Source organism: Paractinoplanes tereljensis (assembly GCF_016862435.1).
GTDB lineage: Bacteria > Actinomycetota > Actinomycetes > Mycobacteriales > Micromonosporaceae > Actinoplanes > Actinoplanes tereljensis.
In genome coordinates this window covers 28,180-44,961 of record NZ_BOMY01000061.1, presented here as the reverse complement: position 1 = coordinate 44,961, position 16,782 = coordinate 28,180, and the positions used below count along the sequence as shown (strand labels likewise).

Here is a 16,782-nt window from a genome sequence, read left to right as displayed (position 1 = left end):
GGTTAACCCTTGCAATGATCGGAAAACAGTTCTTCCCCCGGGAGTGAATGACCATTCATGTCGGCCTCGAATTTGATCTACCTCGCCTACGCAACCGCGGACGAGGGGCAGGCGCAGAATCTCGCGGAGGCCCTGGAAGAACGCGGATCGCGTGTCTTCCTCCGGGCCTGGGACATCGTGCCCGGCCAGGTCCGAATCCACCGGATGGACGATGCGATCCAGGACTGCACCGCGGCCGTGCTGCTGCTCAGCGAAGCGAGCCGGAAGATCGAGGAATACCCGGCCCTCACTCACCGCGCCGACCGCGGCGGGCTGAGCCTGGTGCCGGTCCTGCTCGCCGGCGGCGTGATCCCCCCGGCGTTGAGCGGCCGGGCCTACGTGGACTTCGCCGGCATACACGACGAGCAGGATTTCGCCCGGCGCGTCGCGGCGCTGACGGACGCGTTGAACGGGACACCGGTCCCGCGCCGCAGCCGCGCCGGGCTCAACTTCGGGCTGGTCAGGGAGGAACCGCTGGTCGCCCGGCTGCGGATCACCGCCACCGCCACGATCCTCACCCGGCCCGGCGGCGGCGAGGTCACCGCGCCGCACGACGGTCTCGGGCCCGGGCTGCGGCAACTGCTGTGGACCACCGGCCGGGCCCGCCACCTGCCGGATCGGCGGGCCGACATCGCGATCGCCCGGCTCGGCGGCGACCTCGGCCGGCGATTCCTCGGCGGTGACGTCGGCTCCGGTATCACGGGGCTGCTGGCCACGGCCGACCGCCGCAACCAGTCACTGCGGCTGGGCATCGAGATCGACCCGGACGCGCCCGATCTCGCCGACCTGCCGTGGGAGCATCTGATCGCGCCGGGCGCGCCCACCCCGCTGGCCCTGCACCCACGGGTGCGCCTGCACCGCGTCGCCGACCTGGCCGAGACGGTGCAGATCGACGTGCCCGGACCACTGCGGATCCTGGCCGTCGTCGCCAGTCCCGACCACGGCGACCTCGAGCTGCTCGACTACGAGCACGAGCTCGGCGAGATCCTCGATCGGGTCGAGGAGGCGCGGCGCGATTCCGCTCACGTCCGGATCCTGAACTGGGGCTCGATCGCCGCGATCCGGGAAGCGCTGACCCGGGAACGGTTCCACGTGCTGCACCTGTCCTGCCACGCCGAGCCCGGGGTGCTGCTGCTGGAGACCGCGGACGGCCGGCCCGATCCGGTGGACGCGCCGCACTTCGCCGCCGAGCTGGTGGTCGCCGACCGCGGGGTGCCGCTGGTCGTGCTGGCCGGTTGCGATACCGCTCGCGGCGGCGAAACTCCAGATCAACTTCCGGGCTTCGCCCAAACCCTGCTTGCGTACGGCGTGCCGGCCGTACTCGCCATGACCGAACGGGTGACCGACGCGTACGCCACCGCCCTGATGTCCCGGATGTACGGACGTCTCGCCCGCGCGACCGGGCCGGCCGATCCGCTGACGGCGCTGTCCGACGTCCGCCGGGAGATCGAGGCGTCCCGGCCCGGCCAGCCCGCCACCGACCCGGTGAGCCGCCTGCCCGAGTGGCCGATGGCCGCCCTTTTCACCCGCGTCGACGACGTCGTCCTCTACGACGCCCGCGCCCCCGCGGAGCCGCTCGCCGGGGTCGCGCCCGACTGGGACCTGGCCGACGGCATCATCGGGGCGGACCGCGGCGAATTCGTCGGCCGGCGCGCCGACCTGCGCCGGCTGTTGCGGACGATGCGCGGTCCGGAACGCGGCGTGCTGATCTTCGGGATGGGCGGGGTCGGCAAGAGCAGCCTGGCCGTTCAGCTGGTCCGGATGGCGGCCGGCGAGCGGACCGTGGTGGCGAGCCTGCATGGCCGCTGCGGCCCGGACGAGATCCTCGAGGAGGTCGCCGGCCAGATCCATCTCGAGGCCGACGATGCCCGGCTGCGCCGGCGGCTGACCGACCGGCAGGACTCCTGGGACTGGCGGCTGCGGCTGCTCCGCCGCTGGCTCGGCGAGTCGGGGCGCGAGGTGCTGGTGCTGCTCGACGACCCGCTCGGTGACCCGATCCGGGCCGGCGACGGCGACACCTGGCGGGAGCAGGAACTGGACGACGAGACCCGCCGGTTCCTGGTCGCGTGGCTGCGGCTGGGCCGCTCGGCCGCCCTGGTGGTCACGGCCCGTGAGGCCGGGGCTTTCGGCCGGGCCGGGCCGCCGCTGCTACGCCACCATCTGGGGCCGCTGTCGCAGGCCGAGACGTACAAGCTGTTCTGGCGGCTGCCGGCCTTGGCCGCGCTGGCCAAGGAGGAGCAGCAGCGGGCCTACCGGGATCTCGGCGGCCATCCGCGGGCCCTGGAGTATCTGGATGCCCTGCTGCGCGCCGGGCACGACACCGACACGGGCGCCCCGGTCCACCGCCGGCGGTTCGTGGAGATCGCCGACCGGATGGAGTCCACCCTGCGCGGCACCGGGATCGCCGACCCGACCGGCTGGATGCGCACCGCCGGGCACGACGTGGACACCGCGATCGCCGAGGTGGTCGCACAGAGCTCGGCCGACGTCCTGCTCGACCGCATCCTGCAGCGCCTCGACCCGCATGCTCGCGATCTGCTGGTCGCCGCCTCGGTGTACCGGCTGCCGGTCGACACCCGCGGCCTGAGCTGGGTAGTCACCACCGGCCCCGTCCTGGAGCCGGAGCAACGCGAACGGCTGCGGCGGGCCTACGGCTCCCTGCTGCGGATGCAACGCCGGGGCCTGGCGCCAATTCTCGACGATCTGCCGGTGACCGCGGAGGTGCGCGCGGAGCTCGACCGGGATCTGCTGACCGGCACGCTGCCGCCGGACGTCCCGTGGCTGGCCGAGGCCCGTGACACGCTCGTCGACCTGGGTCTGCTCACCCCGGCCGGCGACGACCACTACCTGGTACACCGGTGGACCGGGGCCGCGCTGGCCGCCGCCATGCCGGACGCGGTCCGGCCGGCCCACCTGCGCGCCGCCGCCTACCGACGCTGGTGGGCGGGCCTGCGCGCGGACGACCCCGAGTACGACCACACCGACCTCGAGGAGGCACGGCACCACTATGCGGCGGCCGGCGACGTACGGCAGATGACCGGCGTCGCCGCTGCCCTGTGCATCGCCCTGCACGCCCGCAGCGCGCTGCGGGCCGAGGTGCTGGTGTGCACCGAGACCCTGGCCGCCATCGGCGACGTGCCCGATGCCCGGCTATTCCGGCACCAGCTCGGCGTGATCGCCCGGGGTCACGGCGACTACCGGACGGCGCAGGCCCACCTGCGGTGGTGCCTGACGGTCGCCGAGGAGCACCGCGATCTGGTCGCCCAGGCCGGCACCCTGACCGAGCTCGGCGCGGTCGCCCAGCTCAGCGGCAACGTGTCCATCGCCCGCGACCACTACAAACAAGCCATCGGCCGATGCTCCGACCCGTCCGTGCGGGAGAGCCCGCCGGCCCGGACCGTCCTTGCCTCCTGCTACCAGCAGCTCGGCGCCCTCGAATTGGCCCAGGAGGACGACGAGGCCTGGCGGTGGAGCGCCGGCGCACTCGACATCGCCGAGGAGCTCGAGGAGGACGCCGGCCCGGCCGGCACCGAACGCGACCTGGCCCGGCTCGCCCGCGCGCTGGGCCAGACCGACCGCGCCGACCAGCACGAGATCCGAGCCGGCGAGCACGCCGCCATCCACCGGGACGCGGCCCGGCTGATCGCCGCGTCCGCCCTGCAGACCGGCGCGGTACGGCTGCTGAGCGGCTCGGTGGTGCTCGCGACCGAACCGCTGGTGCACGCACTCGAAGTCGCCGGCCGCCTGCGCGACCTGCCGCTGTACGCCCAGTGCCTGCAGCTGAGCGGCGACGTCCTGTTCGAGGCAGGCAAGCTGGACGAGGCCACGGTGACCTATCGCCGGTTCGCCGAGGCGGCCGCCGACCTGGGTGACCCGGTGCGACAGGCGGTCGCGGAGCAGCAGCTCGGCCGGGTGCTGGCCGAACAGGATCCGGCGGATGCGGCCGGCGTGGCCGCGGAACACTTCGCCGAGGCGACAGCCATCGCCGAACGGCTCGGCGACCGGGTGCTGATCTCGTCGTCGCACCTGTTCCGCGGGGCGGCGGCGGAACAGGCCGGCCGGGCCGGCGAGGCGCGCGAGCAGCTGCGGCTCGCCCAGCGGGACGCGGAGTCCGAGACCGACGCGGTGTGGATCGCGGCGGCGATGCAGTTGGGCAGCCTGGACGCCCGCGACGGGCAGCCCGATCGGGCGGCGGCATGGTTCCGGCTGGCGTGCGAGGCCGCCGACCGGGCCGGTAATCAGGGAGCGGCAATCTCCAGCCTGACCGCGCTCGCCCTGCTCGACCGGGAGCAGCAGCGCGACGACCACGCGGTGATCAAACTACGGGAGGCGGAACGCCGGGCGCGGGCCGCGGGCAACGACCGGGCCGCGGCCGGGGCGCTGCTGCATCTGGGCCGGATCGCTTCCGACGGACTTGACCGGGAGGCGGCCGAGGCGGCGTACGGCAGCGTCGTCGCCCTGCTCGACGCCAACATCTTCCCGGACTTCCTGGCCGAGGCCTACCGGCATCGCGGGCGGGTGCGCGCGATGCACGACGACCACGACGGCGCGCTGGCCGACCTCGACCATGCCCTCGGCTTCTACCGGCGGTACGAGATCGGCGCCGCGGTCGCACTCTGCCAGCTGTACCGATGCCGGTCGGCGCTGATGATCGGCGAGGACGACGCAGCCGGCCCCGCCGCGCTGGAGGCGGGCATCCTGGTGGAGCCGCTGCCGCCGGAGCCGCTGCGGGTGATCGGCCTGCTCGCGGCGGGCGAGGAGCGGACCGCGACCGGCGATCCGGCGGCGGCCGGGTCGATCAAGACGGCCCTCGCGACCGCGCGCACGCTGGAGCCCGTGCCGGGCACGCTGACCGCCGACTGCCTGCGCTCGCTGGCCCGGGTCACGCCACCCGAGGAATCGGCCAGGCACCTGACCGAGTCGCTGGCCATCGCGGAACGGCTCGGCGACCCGTACGCGATCGTGCATGACCTGCGCCATCTCGGCCGGGCTCAGCGCGACTCGAGCCGGGGAGCGGACGCACTCGACTACTTCAGCCGGTCAGCACGGTGGGCGGATGGGCTGGATCCGCCGGGGCTGGCCGCCGCCCGCGTCCTGATCGAGGCCGCGGCGGCCGGCCGGCGCGCGGACGCCGCGCCGGAACTGGCCGCGGCCGAGGGACGGTGGCGCGACCAGCGGTGGCTGCGGCGCATTCGCACCCTCGACGGCGAGCGCCCGTTCGCCGACGGCGCGCCCGACTATCTCGGACCCTCGATCGACCAGACCCTGCGCGACATGCGCTCCCGGCACTCGTCTGTTGCCGGCGTGCCCCTGGTCGTCGGCCCGCACCGCGGCCCGCGGTCATGACAGCCGGGCGACCGCTTCCCGCGCCTCGTCGATCTGCCGGTCGTCCAGCCCGCCGATCTGCACTTCGATGCGCTCGCGCTGCCCGGTGACCAGCTCGACGGCGTCCACGGTGAGCAGTCCGGTCTCGTCCATCGCAAAGGTGATGTCGATCGGCGAGCCCTTGGGCAGTCGCGGCAGCCGGATGATCTCCCCCGCACCGATCTTCTTGTTGTCCTCCGGCCGCCGCGACACCTCGGTGCCGGCCTGCTCCCAGACGTCGATCTCGATGCCGGTCTGGTCGGGGAAAGCCGTGATGAACCGTTCCTTGACCGGCCCGGCCGGCAGCGGGGTGTTGGCGAAGAGCAGGTGGCTGATCTCCAGCTTGCCCTCCTCGGGCTGGGTGCCTTCGGCCACCACCGATGTGCCGAAGGCCCGCGGCACCACGATCGTGACCTTCCGGCTGGGCTTCTCCGTCGCCACCTGCATCGCGTACAGCGCGGCGCCCTTGGCTACCGCGAGATGCGGGTCGTGCAGCCTAGGCTCGAAACCGAACGCCGCCCGCAGTGCCGTTGCGACCGCCGGCATCAGCGTCGACCCGCCCACCAGCAGCACCGTCTCCGGCCGCCGAGCACCCATCTCCTCGGCCGTGCGCAGCGTCCGCCGGGTGATCTCGACGGTCCGGTCGATCAGGTCGGTGGTGAGTTCCTCGAACGTCGCCCGGCTCAGGTCGGCCAGCATCTTCTTGCCCTCGAACTGGATCGGCTGCCGCCGGGACGTACGGACCGACAGGGCCTTCTTCGTGCCCTCGGCAATCAGGCCGAGGCTCTGCAGGAAGTCCTCACTGTCGGCGGCGCCCGCCTCCGGGTACTCCGCGACAAACCGATCCCGCAGGTGGGTGGCGACCCGCTCGTCCCAGTCAGCCCCGCCGAGCTGGTGGTCGCCGTCGGTACAGATCACCGTCACGTCGCCGCCCTCGAGCCGGATGACGGTGGTGTCGAACGTCCCGCCGCCCAGGTCGTACACGAGGATGGTGCGGTCACCGCCGGCCAGCGCCCCGTAATAGAGCGCCGCCGCCACCGGCTCAGCCACGACGCCCACCACCGTCAGCCCCGCGATCTTCCCGGCGACCTCGGTGGCCTTCCGCTCGCTGATCCCGAAATAGGCCGGAACGGTGATCACTACGTCGCTCACCGGCTGCCCGGTGAACTTCTCGGCCGAGCGGGCCAGCTCGCGCACGATGAACGCGGAAACCCCCTCCGGTGAATAGCTGACCCCGTCGAACTCCAAAACGGTGTCGGTGCTGCCCATGTGCCTTTTGATCAGCGAGACGACCCGGCTCGCATCACCCTTGGCGGCATCCTTGGCCTGGGTTCCGACCATCACACGATGAGGTGACTCGAAATGCACGACGGACGGTGTCGTTTCCTCTCCATCAGCATTCTTGATGATCACTGGCTGACCACTGCCATCCACGTACGAGATGCACGAATAGGTGGTGCCAAGATCGATACCGAAAGTCGCCATGCACCCCTCGCCCTCACCCTCGCTGCCTCCGAATCCCCCGAGGATATGCTGGACGCATGCGTCAGCGGTATGACTACTTCGTCAGTTTCGCCGCCGCGGATGCCGACTGGGCAGAATGGATCGCCGCCGAGGCCGAGCGCTCCCGGAACACGGCCGGCGAGCCCGCCACGGTGCTTTTCCAGCACAAGGACTTCGTGCCGGGCAGCAATTGGGTCGACATGATCCATAAAGGCATCGAGCGCAGCGAACGGATCATTCCGGTGCTGTCGCCGACCTATCTCGCCGAAAGTCCCTTCGGCACCGCGGAATGGCAGGCCGCCTGGCCCGAAGATCCAAACGGCGAGAATCGTCGGGTGGTGCCGGTGCGCGTACGTGAATGCGATCCCGCCGGCCTGCTCGGCCCGGTCGTCTACATCGACCTGGTCGGCCAGGACCAGATTGCCGCCGCCCAGATCCTCGCGGACGGCCTGTTCGCGGCCGTGCACGGCTACCGTCCGCGGCGCACGCCCCGGTTCCCCGGCACGGCCCGGCAAGAAATCGTCGATCCGCTGTCGTGAGGCCTTCGGGGAGGCGATTACCGCCCGGGGGCTACCGCCATGGATGTACGGGAGTCAACGGCGAGGGCCTTCCTGCCCGGCGCGCCGGAGGCGCAGGCCGCACCGCCGGAGCAGGGCGATCATCACGGCGCCGCTGCTCGATCCCCTCGGTATAAATATAAGGAGCGCCTCCGCAAAGCCGACCCGGGCGGGGCGAGCGCGGTAACGCTGCCGGCCGAGGAGTCCGAGCGCCGCTCCCAGGCCACCACCCCGGCCTGGCCGATCATGTACGCCGTCCTGCACGGCGTCAGCCGAGACCAGTTCATGGCCCGCCACAAAGCCAACGCTCTTACCGCCACAAGGCCCTGCTGGCGAAGGCGGCCCTGTTGTCCGCTCTCGGGGTCCAGGTCCACCTCTGCGGCGACGTCGCATCTAACGCCTGGGTATTACCGCGTCGGGTGTACGACAGCCGGCCGGCAATACCGCTGAAGCCTGACGCGTCCGGCTTCCGGAAAGCCGACTATAAGTTCATGACCGACAAAAGAAACATCAGGCATATTTCGCTCGCCACGCTCGGGACGGTGGGAGCCTGCGCCCTGATTCTCCTGGCCGGCCCGCAGGAGGCCCAGGCCGCACCGCCCGAGCCGGGCGACGAGCCGATCATCAGCACGACGCAGGTCACCCTGCCCGGTTCGGTGTCGGCTCTGTTCCCCAACGGCGACGAGGCCGCCAATCACGGCGGCGACTTCATCAACTGGAAGGTGCCCCGTCCGCCGAAGGGCACCTGGTGGAACGAGAAGATTGACCGCATCGACATCGGAACGCTGGTGCTCGAGCCATGAGCCCGATGAACCGGGTCCGCGGCTTCCTGCTGGTGGGCGCCGCCGGTGCGCTGGACCTACTGATGTGGGCGGATGACAACGGCCTGCGCAGCGGCGAAATCGTGCCGCCCTGGGTAGTCCCGGTCGGCAGCCTCGCCACCCTTGCCACCCTGCTGTTGCGGCAACGTTTTCCGCTGCCGGTATTCGTCGTCCAGCTGCTGTGGGCGACCGCGTGCGGGATCTGGTTCACCGAGTACACCCCCGTGATCGGGATGCTGGTGGCGATCGACGCGCTGGCCCACCACCGATCCAAGCTCCAGTCAGTGTCGGGTTGGGCGGCTTGCCTGCTTCCCTACGTGCTCTACGCGCAGGGCAAGAACGACGGTCCGTGGCAGGTCACCTTCGTATTCATCTTCATGCTCATCACCGGAACCGCGTGGATTCTGGGTGATCGCAGCCGGCTCGCCGAACAGTTGGCCGCGCAGCGGGACGCCGAGCGGGCCGCTGCGTCCGCCGAGGCCGTGCGCACCGAGCGGCTGCGGATCGCCCGTGAACTGCACGACATCGTCGCCCATGCGGTGAGTGTGATGGTGCTCCAGGTCGCCGGCGCGCGGGCCGTGCTCACCACCGATCCGGTGCGGGCCGAGGCCGCCCTCGACACCGTGCAGGACGTCGGGCGGCAGTCGATGAACGAGCTGCGCCGGCTCCTCGGCCTGCTGCGCTCCGCCTCCGCCGACCTCGACGTGCCGGCCACCGACCAACACCTCGATCTGGACGGCGTCGACACGCTGCTCGCCAATGCCCGGGCCGCCGGGCTGACCGTCGACAAGCAGGTATCGGGAACGCCGGGCTTGCTGGACCCGAGCGTGAACCTGGCCGCGTACCGCCTCGTGCAGGAGTCACTCACCAACGCCCTCAAGCACGCCGGGCCGGGAACCGTGGCCCAGGTCGCCCTGAACTGGGCACCCGAGCAGCTCACCGTCACCGTGCAGAACGACGCGCCGCTGCCGGGCAAGCACCCGTCCGGCAGCGCGCTCTCCACCGGGCACGGGCTGCTGGGGCTGCGCGAGCGCGTCCAGACCGCCGGCGGCACCCTGCACACCGGGCCGAGCTCCACCGGTTTCGTCGTCCAGGCCGTTCTGCCGACAACCGTCCCGCTCTCCGCCTTCGGGGCGGCGCACGAGAGGATCTCGAGCTGATGCCGATCACCCTGCTCCTCACCGACGATGAGGTGCTGATCCGCAGCGGGCTGTCCCTGATGCTCTCCGTCCAGCCCGATCTCGAGGTGGTGGGCGAGGCCGGCAGCGGCCAGGAGGCCATCACGCTGACCCGCGAGCTGACCCCGGACGTCGTCCTGATGGACCTGAACCTGCACGACGGCATGGACGGCATCGAGGCGACCCGGCAGCTCACCGCCGACGATTTCACCCCGGACCCGGACTACACCGCGAAGGTGCTGATGCTGACCGGGCTCGCCGACGACGAGAACGTCCACGCCGCCCTGCGCGCCGGGGCGTCCGGATTCGTCCTCAAGGCGTCCGCGCCGGCCGAGCTGACCACCGCGATCAAGTGTGTGGCCAGGGGCAACGGCTACCTCGCGCCGGACATCACGCGCGGGGTGATCGCCAGCATCGCCACCCGGCCCTCCCCGGCCCGCCCGGTGTCCGGCATCCTGGACCGGCTGACCCCCCGCGAGCGGGAGATCCTGACGTTGATGGCGCACGGCCTGAACAACGACGACATCGCCGCCCAGCTGTACCTCGCGATGGCGACCGTGAAGACCCACGTCTGCCGGATCATGATGCGGCTGGACGTGCACGACCGGTCCCAGGCGGTCGTCGTCGCCTACCAGAACGGGCTCGTGACCCCGGGCAGCCAGCCTCAGTAACGCCATTTCTGGCTGCCGGCGCCGGTGCAGGTCGCGATCCGGGCCGGGACGCCGTTGCCACTGTCCCCGCCCGGCACCTCCACACACCGGTCGACCGACACATTGACCAGGTCGTACGCGGCATTGAGGGCGAATTGCTGGCGGGCCGACCCGGAGCAGGTGGCCAACTGCAGGGCGGCGCCGTCGTCGGCGACCTGCACACATCGGTCGCGCACCCGCAGCGTCCCGTCCGACGGCAGGTCGAACTTCTGCGGGTCGGTGCCGGTGCAGGCCCAGAGTTCGAGGCCGCCGCCGGAGTCCGGCGCATATAAACAGGTGCCGGTCTGCATGTTCTGCATCTGCCGTCCGGGCACGACGGTCGCCGGCGCGGCCGGGCCGTCGCCGGGTCGCCCGCGGCCGCGCAGGCCTCGCCCAGGTGGCCGAGGGTGAGGCCGGACAGCAACCGTTCGCCGGCCAGTTCCAGCAGCTCGGCGGCCCGCCCCAGGATCTCGATCGCCCGGTCGTGTTCGCCGAGCCGGAGGTGGGCGTACCCGATGGTGTGCCACATCGCGCCGGCGTCGGCGGTATCCGCCCCCGCGGACAGGTCAGCCAGGTCCCGGGCCAGGGCGAGGGCGTCGCGATAGTCGCCCAGCTGGGTCCGCGCCCAGGCCAGGCCGCCGAGCGCCCGTAACTCGGCACCCCGGTCGCCGATCCGGCGGCTGATCGCCAGGGCCCGTTCGGCGTGCCGGATCGTCTCGTGATGCGCACCGCGCCGATCCGACGACGAGGCCAGACCCTGATGGACGGCGGTCTGCCCGACGAGGTCGGCCATCCGCTCGAATCCGGCCAGCGCCCGCCGGTACTCGTCGTCGGCGAGATCGAGCCGGCCGGCCTGGACGTACAGGCCGGCCAGGTTCAGCGAGACCGCGCCGCGCAGGACGTCGTCGCCGAGCCGGTCGACCGCCGCCGAGGCGATCGTCATCATCGCGATCACCCGGTCGGGGGCCATCTGCCGGCGCAGGTATGAGTACGTCACCCGGCCGAGCAGCACCGCGTGCCGGTCGAGGCCGTGCCGGACGGCCAGCGGCACCGTCTCGAACAGCACCGCCTCCTCGGCCCGGTACCAGGTGAAAGCCTGCTTCTCGTCGTCGACCCGCTCGGGCGTGACCCCGCCGGCCGGTTCGGCGACGGGTATCGGGTGGGCGCCCGGGTTGAGCAACCGGTTGGCCGGCAGCGCCGAGTGCAGGTAGTGGTCGAGCATCCGTTCCCGGGCGGCCGGCGCCTCGTCGTCGGCCAGCTCGATCGCGTACGCCCGCAGCAGGTCGTGGAAGCCGAAGCGGCCCGGGGCGCTCTCGGTCAGCAGCTGGGCCCGGACCAGTTCGCGCAGCAGCGGCCGCACCCGGTCGGCCGGCAGCCCGGCGACGCTGGCCGCCGCGGGCGCCGACAGGTCGGGCCCCGGGTGCACGCCGAGCAGCCGGAACAGCCGCGCGGCGGCCGGCGTCAGCGCCCGGTAGGACCAGGAGAACACCGCCCGGGCGTCGACGGCGGTCTCGGCCCCGGCGAACGCCTCGAGGCTGCCGTGCGCGGCCCGCAGCTCCTCGGCGAGCGCGTCGAGCGGGAACGACGGGTGCAGCGCCGCGCGGGCGGCCACGATGGACAGCGCCAGCGGCAGGCCGGCGCACCGGGCGACGATCTCGGCCACCGCGTCCGGTTCGGCCCCGGCCCGGTCGGCGCCGAGCCGGCGGATCAGCAGGTCGCGGCTCTCCCGGTCGCCGAGCCGGTCGAGTGGCAGCGGGATCGCCCCGTCCGCCGCGACCAGCCCGCCGAGAAGGTTGCGGCTGGTCACGATGACCAGGCAGGACGGCGACGCCGGAAGCAGCGGGCGGACCTGCTTCTCGTCGCGGGCGTTGTCGAGCACGAGCAGCATCCGGCGCCCGGCCGTGCGGGTGCGGAACCGGGCGGAGAGCTCGGCCAGCCCGGCGCCCTGGTCACCCGGCCCGGCGTCCAGGGTCCGGAGCAGCCCGCGCAGCGCCTCGGCCGGCTCGACCGGCGCCGACTGCGGGTCGAAGCCGCGCAGGTTCACGTAGAGCTGACCGTCCGGGAACCGGTCGGCGACCCGGTGCGCCCAGTGCACGGCCAGGGCGGTCTTGCCGACCCCGGCCATTCCGCCGATCGCGGTGATCAGCACGGCCGGCGGAGCCTGGCCGGTGTCCAGCAGACTCATCGCCCGGGCCAGCTCGGCCGCCCGGCCCGCGAAGGCCGGCAGGTCGGCGGGCAGCTGGGCGGGCGTCGCGGCGTCGCCCAGTGCCGCGGTCAGCTCCGGGCCGGGGTCGAGGCCGAACTCGCCGGCGAGCCGGTCGGCGACCGTCCAGAACCGGGCCTGCGCGTCGCCGGGCCGGCCCGCCGCCCGCAGCAGCCGGATGAACCGGGCCTGCAACGGCTCGTCGAAGGGAGCGAGGTCGGCGGCCCGCCCGACCCCCGGCAGCAGCCGGGCGGCGTCGGTGCCGGTGGTGAGGGCGGCATCGGCGGCGGCCTTGGCCACGGTCGCGTGTTCGAGGTTCAGGGCGGCGACCGACGGCTCGGTGCGGACGCTCGCCGGCAGACCGGCCCCGGCCGGGCCCTGCCACAGGTCGAGGGCCTCGGCGTAGCGCGCCTGCCGCCCGAGATCGCGGAACCGCAGCAGGTCGAGGCTGTCCGGCCCGGCGTCGATCCGATAGCCGCCGGCCGAGGCGAGCAGCCAGCGTCCGGTCGCGCGGGCCGGCAGCTCCGGCTCGATCAGCCGGCGCAGCGCGCCGACGAACCGGTGCACGATGTTGACCGCGGAGGCCGGCGGCTCGCTCCCCCACAGCGCCGCGACCAGCTCGGCCAGCCCCACCGGCCGGCCGCCCGCGACCAGCAGCATCGCGAGCAGGGCGACCTGCTTCGGCGCGCCGGGATCGACCTCGGCGTCGCCGACCCAGAGACGCACCGGGCCGAGCACGGTGAAACGGACAGTCAACGGGGGCGCACTCCTGCGGTCGCCGGTTCAGACCCCGCAGCCTAATCGCTAGCCGCCGTCCGCGATGACCCATGCCGCCAGCGACGCGACCGTCCACTCCGGGCGGCTGGCCAGCCGCGCACCGCAGATGCGCAGCCGGCCGGGGATCCCGCCGCAGGCCGCCACCACCCGGCGGGCGGCGGCCGGCTCGGCCCGCACTCGCCGCTCCCCGGCCATCCGGGCGAGCAGCTCGACCCCCTCGTCCGGCGCGAAGCCCGCCAGCTCCGACCAGGACACGCCCGGCAATCCCGGCAGCGGCCGCCGCCCGGTGACGATCGCCGCGCATCCGGCCACCGCCGGCAGCAGCGCGCGCACCCGCTCCGGATCGTCGGCGTGGTCCAGCACCACAAGCACCCGCCGCCCGGCCAGGATCTCCGGCCATCGGCCGGACGGCCCGAAGGCACCCCGGAACCGGGCCGGCACGTCCTCGCCGGATTCCCGCAGGTCGGCGTAGAGCTGCCCGTCCGGGAAGGCGTCCCGCAGCCGGTGCCCGGCCCGCGCGGCGAGCACGCTCTTGCCGACCCCGGGCGGGCCGGTGATCCCGGCGATCGGCGAGCCCGGGCCGCGCAGCCGGTCGACCAGGCGGTCCAGCTCGCGGACCCGCCCGGTGAAGTCGGCCGGGGCGCGGGGCAGCTGGGCCGGCGCCGGCGCGATCCGCACGATCTGCCGGAACATCTCCTGCAGGCCCGGCCCCGGATCCATCCCGAGTCCGTCGGCGAGCAGCCGCCTTCCCTCGGCGAAGGTGGCCAGCGCCTCGGCCCGGCGCCCGGCCCGGCTCAGCCCGGACATCAGCAGCTCGCGGGGCCGCTCCCGCAGCGGATGCGCCTCGACCATCGCGGTGAGCTGCGGAATCACGGTCCCGGCCCGGCCCTCTTCCAGGTCAAGGGCAATGCGTTCCAGCTGTACGGCGAGGTGCAGCTCGCTCAGCCCGGCCCGGCGGGCCTCGGCGTATCCACCCGGCACCCCGGCCAGCGGCACCCCGCGCCACCCGTCGAGGGCCTCGGCGAGAAGCGCGGCCGCCTCCCGGTTCCGCCCGGCCGCCCGGGCCGACCGCCCTCGATGGACCAGCGCGCGGAACACGGTGAGGTCGAGTTCGAACTGCCCCGGTCGCAGCGCGTAACCACCGGCCGTCGCGTCGATCGCGGCCGGCGACAGCACCCGGCGCAACCGGGAGGCGTAGGTGCGCAGGGTGCCGAGCGCGGCCCGGGGCGGGCCGTCGGCCCACACCGCGGCGATCAGGTCGGCCCACTGCACGACCTGTCCCTCGTGCAGCAGCAGGACCGCGAGCATGGTCCGCTGCTGCGGCGACCCGAGGTCCAGCTCCGTCCCGTTGCGGAAGGCCCGCACCCCACCGAGCACCCGGAACTCCAGCCGGTGCACCCCCCGGCACCCGGGCCGAACCCTGTGACCAGCAACAACGACCGTCATGGGCAGACCGTAGGTGAACCCCACTCAACGATCAGTTCTGCCGAAGTGAAGCCGTCGGGAAGCCCTCGCGAAGCCGTGCGGTGCGGTGGCCGGCGTGGCCACCGCACCGCTTTTACCTCCGAGTCGTTGATCCCCCAGGACCACGGAGGCGACGCGACCAGTTCCACTCCCCTACAGCGTCTCCGGCCGCGACCAGCAAACCGACCATAGGCCCACGAAATAGATGAAAAGTTGATCGACGATCAACGCCCGGCGGCGTTGCGCTCTCGTAAAATTGATCTAGATCAAATAACGGGATAGTCACAAGTCGATACTGGAGTCTATGCGGTTCTCCACTGTGTGCAGTCAGATGTGCTCACACCGCAGTCTCGCATCGGCGACCTTCTGATCGATGGCGCCCCGGCACGCCCGGAGGAAATATGACTATCCGTTCGAAGGGGATCGCGATCGCGGCCGCTTCGTTGCTCGCCATAACCGCGTGCAGCGGCAGTGAGGGCACCCCGACCGAGGAGTTGCTCGGCTTCGACTCCTGCGCGAAGACCCCACTGACCTGTAATACCGGCGAGACCAAGGCCGGCGGCTCGCTGGTCTACTACGAAGAGCAGGACATCGCCACCTGGAACACGGTGGGCGCCGACGGTGGGCACTACGCCACCTCGGTGATGCTCGGCGGCCTGATCCCCGGCGTCTACTACGGCGCACCGGACACCAAGCCCGGCCTCAACACCAACCTGGTGGCCGAGGAGCCCAAGGTCACGAGCAGCAGCCCGCAGACCGTGGTTTACAAGATCAAGCCCGAGGCGGTGTGGAGCGACGGCACCCCGATCAGCGCCGACGACTTCGCCTACGCCTTCCGGGCCCGCAACACCAAGGACTGCCCGGACTGCGCCTCGTCCAGCAACTCCGGCTACGACATCCTGGCCAGCGTGGTCGGCTCGGACGGCGGCAAGACCGTCACCGCGACGTTCCAGCCCGGCAAGGTCTACCCGGACTGGAAGTCGCTGTTCGGCGAGATCTACCCGGCGCACATCGCGAAGGCGGCCGGCGACGACGGCACCCCGGCCGGTCTGGCCAAGTCCTGGACCGCCTTCGGCAAGACCCAGCCGACCTGGTCCGGCGGTCCGTTCCAGATCGAGAGCTACGCGCAGGGCCAGCAGCTGGTGGAGGTGCCGAACCCGAAGTGGTGGGGCAAGAAGCCGTCGCTGGACAAGCTGATCTTCAAGATCGTGACCGACCAGTCGTCGTTCGTTCCGGCGCTGCAGAACGGCGAGATCAACGCCGGTGACCCGCAGCCCAACCTCGACATGGTCACCCAGATCCAGAACCAGCAGGGCGTGAACTACCGAGTCGCCGGTGGGCTTTCGTGGGAGCACATCGACCTCAACCTGGAGAACAAGTTCCTGAAGGACAAGGCGCTGCGTGAGGCGATCTTCAAGGCGATCGACGTGCAGGGCATCATCAGCCGTACGGTCGGCACCTTCTGGAAAGACGCCAAGCCGCTGCTGAACCACAACTTCACGCCCGAGAGCCCGTACTACAAGGACGTCGTCAGCGACACCGGCGTCGGCAAGGCGGACATCGAGGGTGCGAAGAAGGCGCTGACCGACGCGGGCTACACCGGGGTCGGCACCGCCCTCAAGACGCCCAAGGGCGAGGCGGTCACCCTGCGGTTCCGGCACACCGAGGGCAACGTCAACCGGGCCGCCACGGCGGAACTGGTGCAGGCGAAGCTCAAGGAACTCGGCATCAACATGACCATCCAGACCACCAACACGCTCGGCGCGACGCTCGACTCGGGTGACTTCGACATGATCGTCTTCGCCTGGGTGAACACCCCGTTCTTCTTCCAGGGCGCCGAGCAGCTCTGGGGCAAGGACAGCGACAGCAACTACGGCCACTGGGTCAACCCGGAGGCCGACGCGGTGCTGAAGTCGGGTGTGCAGGCGGGCCTGGACGAGGCGAAGGGCGCCGACCTGCTCAACCAGGCCGACGCGCTGATGGCCAAGGACTACTACGTCCTGCCGCTGTTCCAGCGGGCCAACTTCATGGTCTCCAAGTCCGACTACGTGAACATCCGGCCGAACTCCACCTCGACCGGGCCGACGTTCAACACCGAAGAGTGGGGCCTCAAGGCAACCGCCAAGTAGCCCCGTAGCGCCGCCGGGTGTGGGATCCCCCGCACCCGGCGGCCTGCTCTTTGATGGA

The 16,782-nt window shown here is 72.0% G+C and carries 9 protein-coding genes and 1 pseudogene; 6 read left to right on the top strand and 4 right to left on the bottom strand.

Features of this window, described 5'->3' with window-relative positions; all coding sequences use genetic code 11:
- The first annotated feature begins 57 nt into the window (after positions 1 to 57).
- Positions 58 to 5,385 (top strand): CHAT domain-containing protein, encoded by a 5,328-nt coding sequence (locus Ate02nite_RS46055; protein WP_203814328.1) that lies wholly within the window; start codon positions 58 to 60, stop codon positions 5,383 to 5,385.
- On the opposite strand, the gene Ate02nite_RS46050 is transcribed toward Ate02nite_RS46055, so the two are convergent.
- Positions 5,380 to 6,888 (bottom strand): Hsp70 family protein, encoded by a 1,509-nt coding sequence (locus Ate02nite_RS46050; RefSeq protein ID WP_203814327.1) that lies wholly within the window; start codon positions 6,886 to 6,888, stop codon positions 5,380 to 5,382. The genes Ate02nite_RS46055 and Ate02nite_RS46050 overlap by 6 nt on opposite strands.
- A 56-nt stretch (positions 6,889 to 6,944) precedes the next feature.
- Here Ate02nite_RS46050 and Ate02nite_RS46045 point away from each other — a divergent pair, with 56 nt between their 5' ends.
- The 4 genes from Ate02nite_RS46045 to Ate02nite_RS46030 all read left to right on the top strand — a co-directional run bounded on the left by Ate02nite_RS46045 (position 6,945) and on the right by Ate02nite_RS46030 (position 10,133).
- Positions 6,945 to 7,445 (top strand): toll/interleukin-1 receptor domain-containing protein, encoded by a 501-nt coding sequence (locus Ate02nite_RS46045; protein WP_203814326.1) that lies wholly within the window; start codon positions 6,945 to 6,947, stop codon positions 7,443 to 7,445.
- 437 nt (positions 7,446 to 7,882) lie between these two features.
- Positions 7,883 to 8,266 carry a hypothetical protein gene (locus tag Ate02nite_RS46040; RefSeq protein ID WP_203814325.1) on the top strand — a complete coding sequence of 128 codons (384 nt, stop codon included), beginning with the start codon at positions 7,883 to 7,885 and terminating at the stop codon, positions 8,264 to 8,266.
- Positions 8,263 to 9,444, top strand: a complete 1,182-nt coding sequence (locus tag Ate02nite_RS46035; RefSeq protein WP_203814324.1) for a sensor histidine kinase — start codon at positions 8,263 to 8,265, stop codon at positions 9,442 to 9,444. The genes Ate02nite_RS46040 and Ate02nite_RS46035 overlap by 4 nt, the downstream gene beginning before the upstream one ends.
- Positions 9,444 to 10,133, top strand: coding sequence for a response regulator (locus Ate02nite_RS46030; RefSeq protein ID WP_203814323.1), 690 nt, complete (start codon positions 9,444 to 9,446; stop codon positions 10,131 to 10,133). The genes Ate02nite_RS46035 and Ate02nite_RS46030 overlap by 1 nt, the downstream gene beginning before the upstream one ends.
- Here Ate02nite_RS46030 and Ate02nite_RS49915 read toward each other — a convergent pair.
- The 3 genes and pseudogenes from Ate02nite_RS49915 to Ate02nite_RS46020 all read right to left on the bottom strand — a co-directional run bounded on the left by Ate02nite_RS49915 (position 10,127) and on the right by Ate02nite_RS46020 (position 14,529).
- Positions 10,127 to 10,462 carry a ricin-type beta-trefoil lectin domain protein gene (locus tag Ate02nite_RS49915; RefSeq protein ID WP_354264023.1) on the bottom strand — a complete coding sequence of 112 codons (336 nt, stop codon included), beginning with the start codon at positions 10,460 to 10,462 and terminating at the stop codon, positions 10,127 to 10,129. The two genes, Ate02nite_RS46030 and Ate02nite_RS49915, sit on opposite strands and share 7 nt — an antisense overlap.
- 146 nt (positions 10,463 to 10,608) lie before the next feature.
- A pseudogene (locus Ate02nite_RS46025) lies at positions 10,609 to 13,014 on the bottom strand (ATP-binding protein); the annotation flags it as partial.
- A gap of 144 nt (positions 13,015 to 13,158) precedes the next feature.
- Positions 13,159 to 14,529, bottom strand: coding sequence for an AfsR/SARP family transcriptional regulator (locus tag Ate02nite_RS46020; RefSeq protein WP_203814321.1), 1,371 nt, complete (start codon positions 14,527 to 14,529; stop codon positions 13,159 to 13,161).
- A gap of 467 nt (positions 14,530 to 14,996) precedes the next feature.
- Between Ate02nite_RS46020 and Ate02nite_RS46015 the strand changes: the two genes are divergently transcribed.
- On the top strand, positions 14,997 to 16,724 hold the full coding sequence (locus tag Ate02nite_RS46015; RefSeq protein ID WP_203814320.1) for an ABC transporter family substrate-binding protein: 1,728 nt from the start codon (positions 14,997 to 14,999) through the stop codon (positions 16,722 to 16,724).
- Positions 16,725 to 16,782: the final 58 nt, after the last annotated feature.

Excerpts from the sequence above, each read along its gene's own strand:
- Ate02nite_RS46055 (WP_203814328.1), top strand. The coding sequence starts at position 58 with ATGTCGGCCTCGAATTTGATCTACCTCGCCTACGCAACCGCGGACGAG.
- Ate02nite_RS46050 (WP_203814327.1), bottom strand. The coding sequence starts at position 6,888 with ATGGCGACTTTCGGTATCGATCTTGGCACCACCTATTCGTGCATCTCG.
- Ate02nite_RS46045 (WP_203814326.1), top strand. The coding sequence starts at position 6,945 with ATGCGTCAGCGGTATGACTACTTCGTCAGTTTCGCCGCCGCGGATGCC.
- Ate02nite_RS46035 (WP_203814324.1), top strand. The coding sequence starts at position 8,263 with ATGAGCCCGATGAACCGGGTCCGCGGCTTCCTGCTGGTGGGCGCCGCC.
- Ate02nite_RS46030 (WP_203814323.1), top strand. The coding sequence starts at position 9,444 with ATGCCGATCACCCTGCTCCTCACCGACGATGAGGTGCTGATCCGCAGC.
- Ate02nite_RS49915 (WP_354264023.1), bottom strand. The coding sequence starts at position 10,462 with ATGCAGACCGGCACCTGTTTATATGCGCCGGACTCCGGCGGCGGCCTC.
- Ate02nite_RS46015 (WP_203814320.1), top strand. The coding sequence starts at position 14,997 with ATGACTATCCGTTCGAAGGGGATCGCGATCGCGGCCGCTTCGTTGCTC.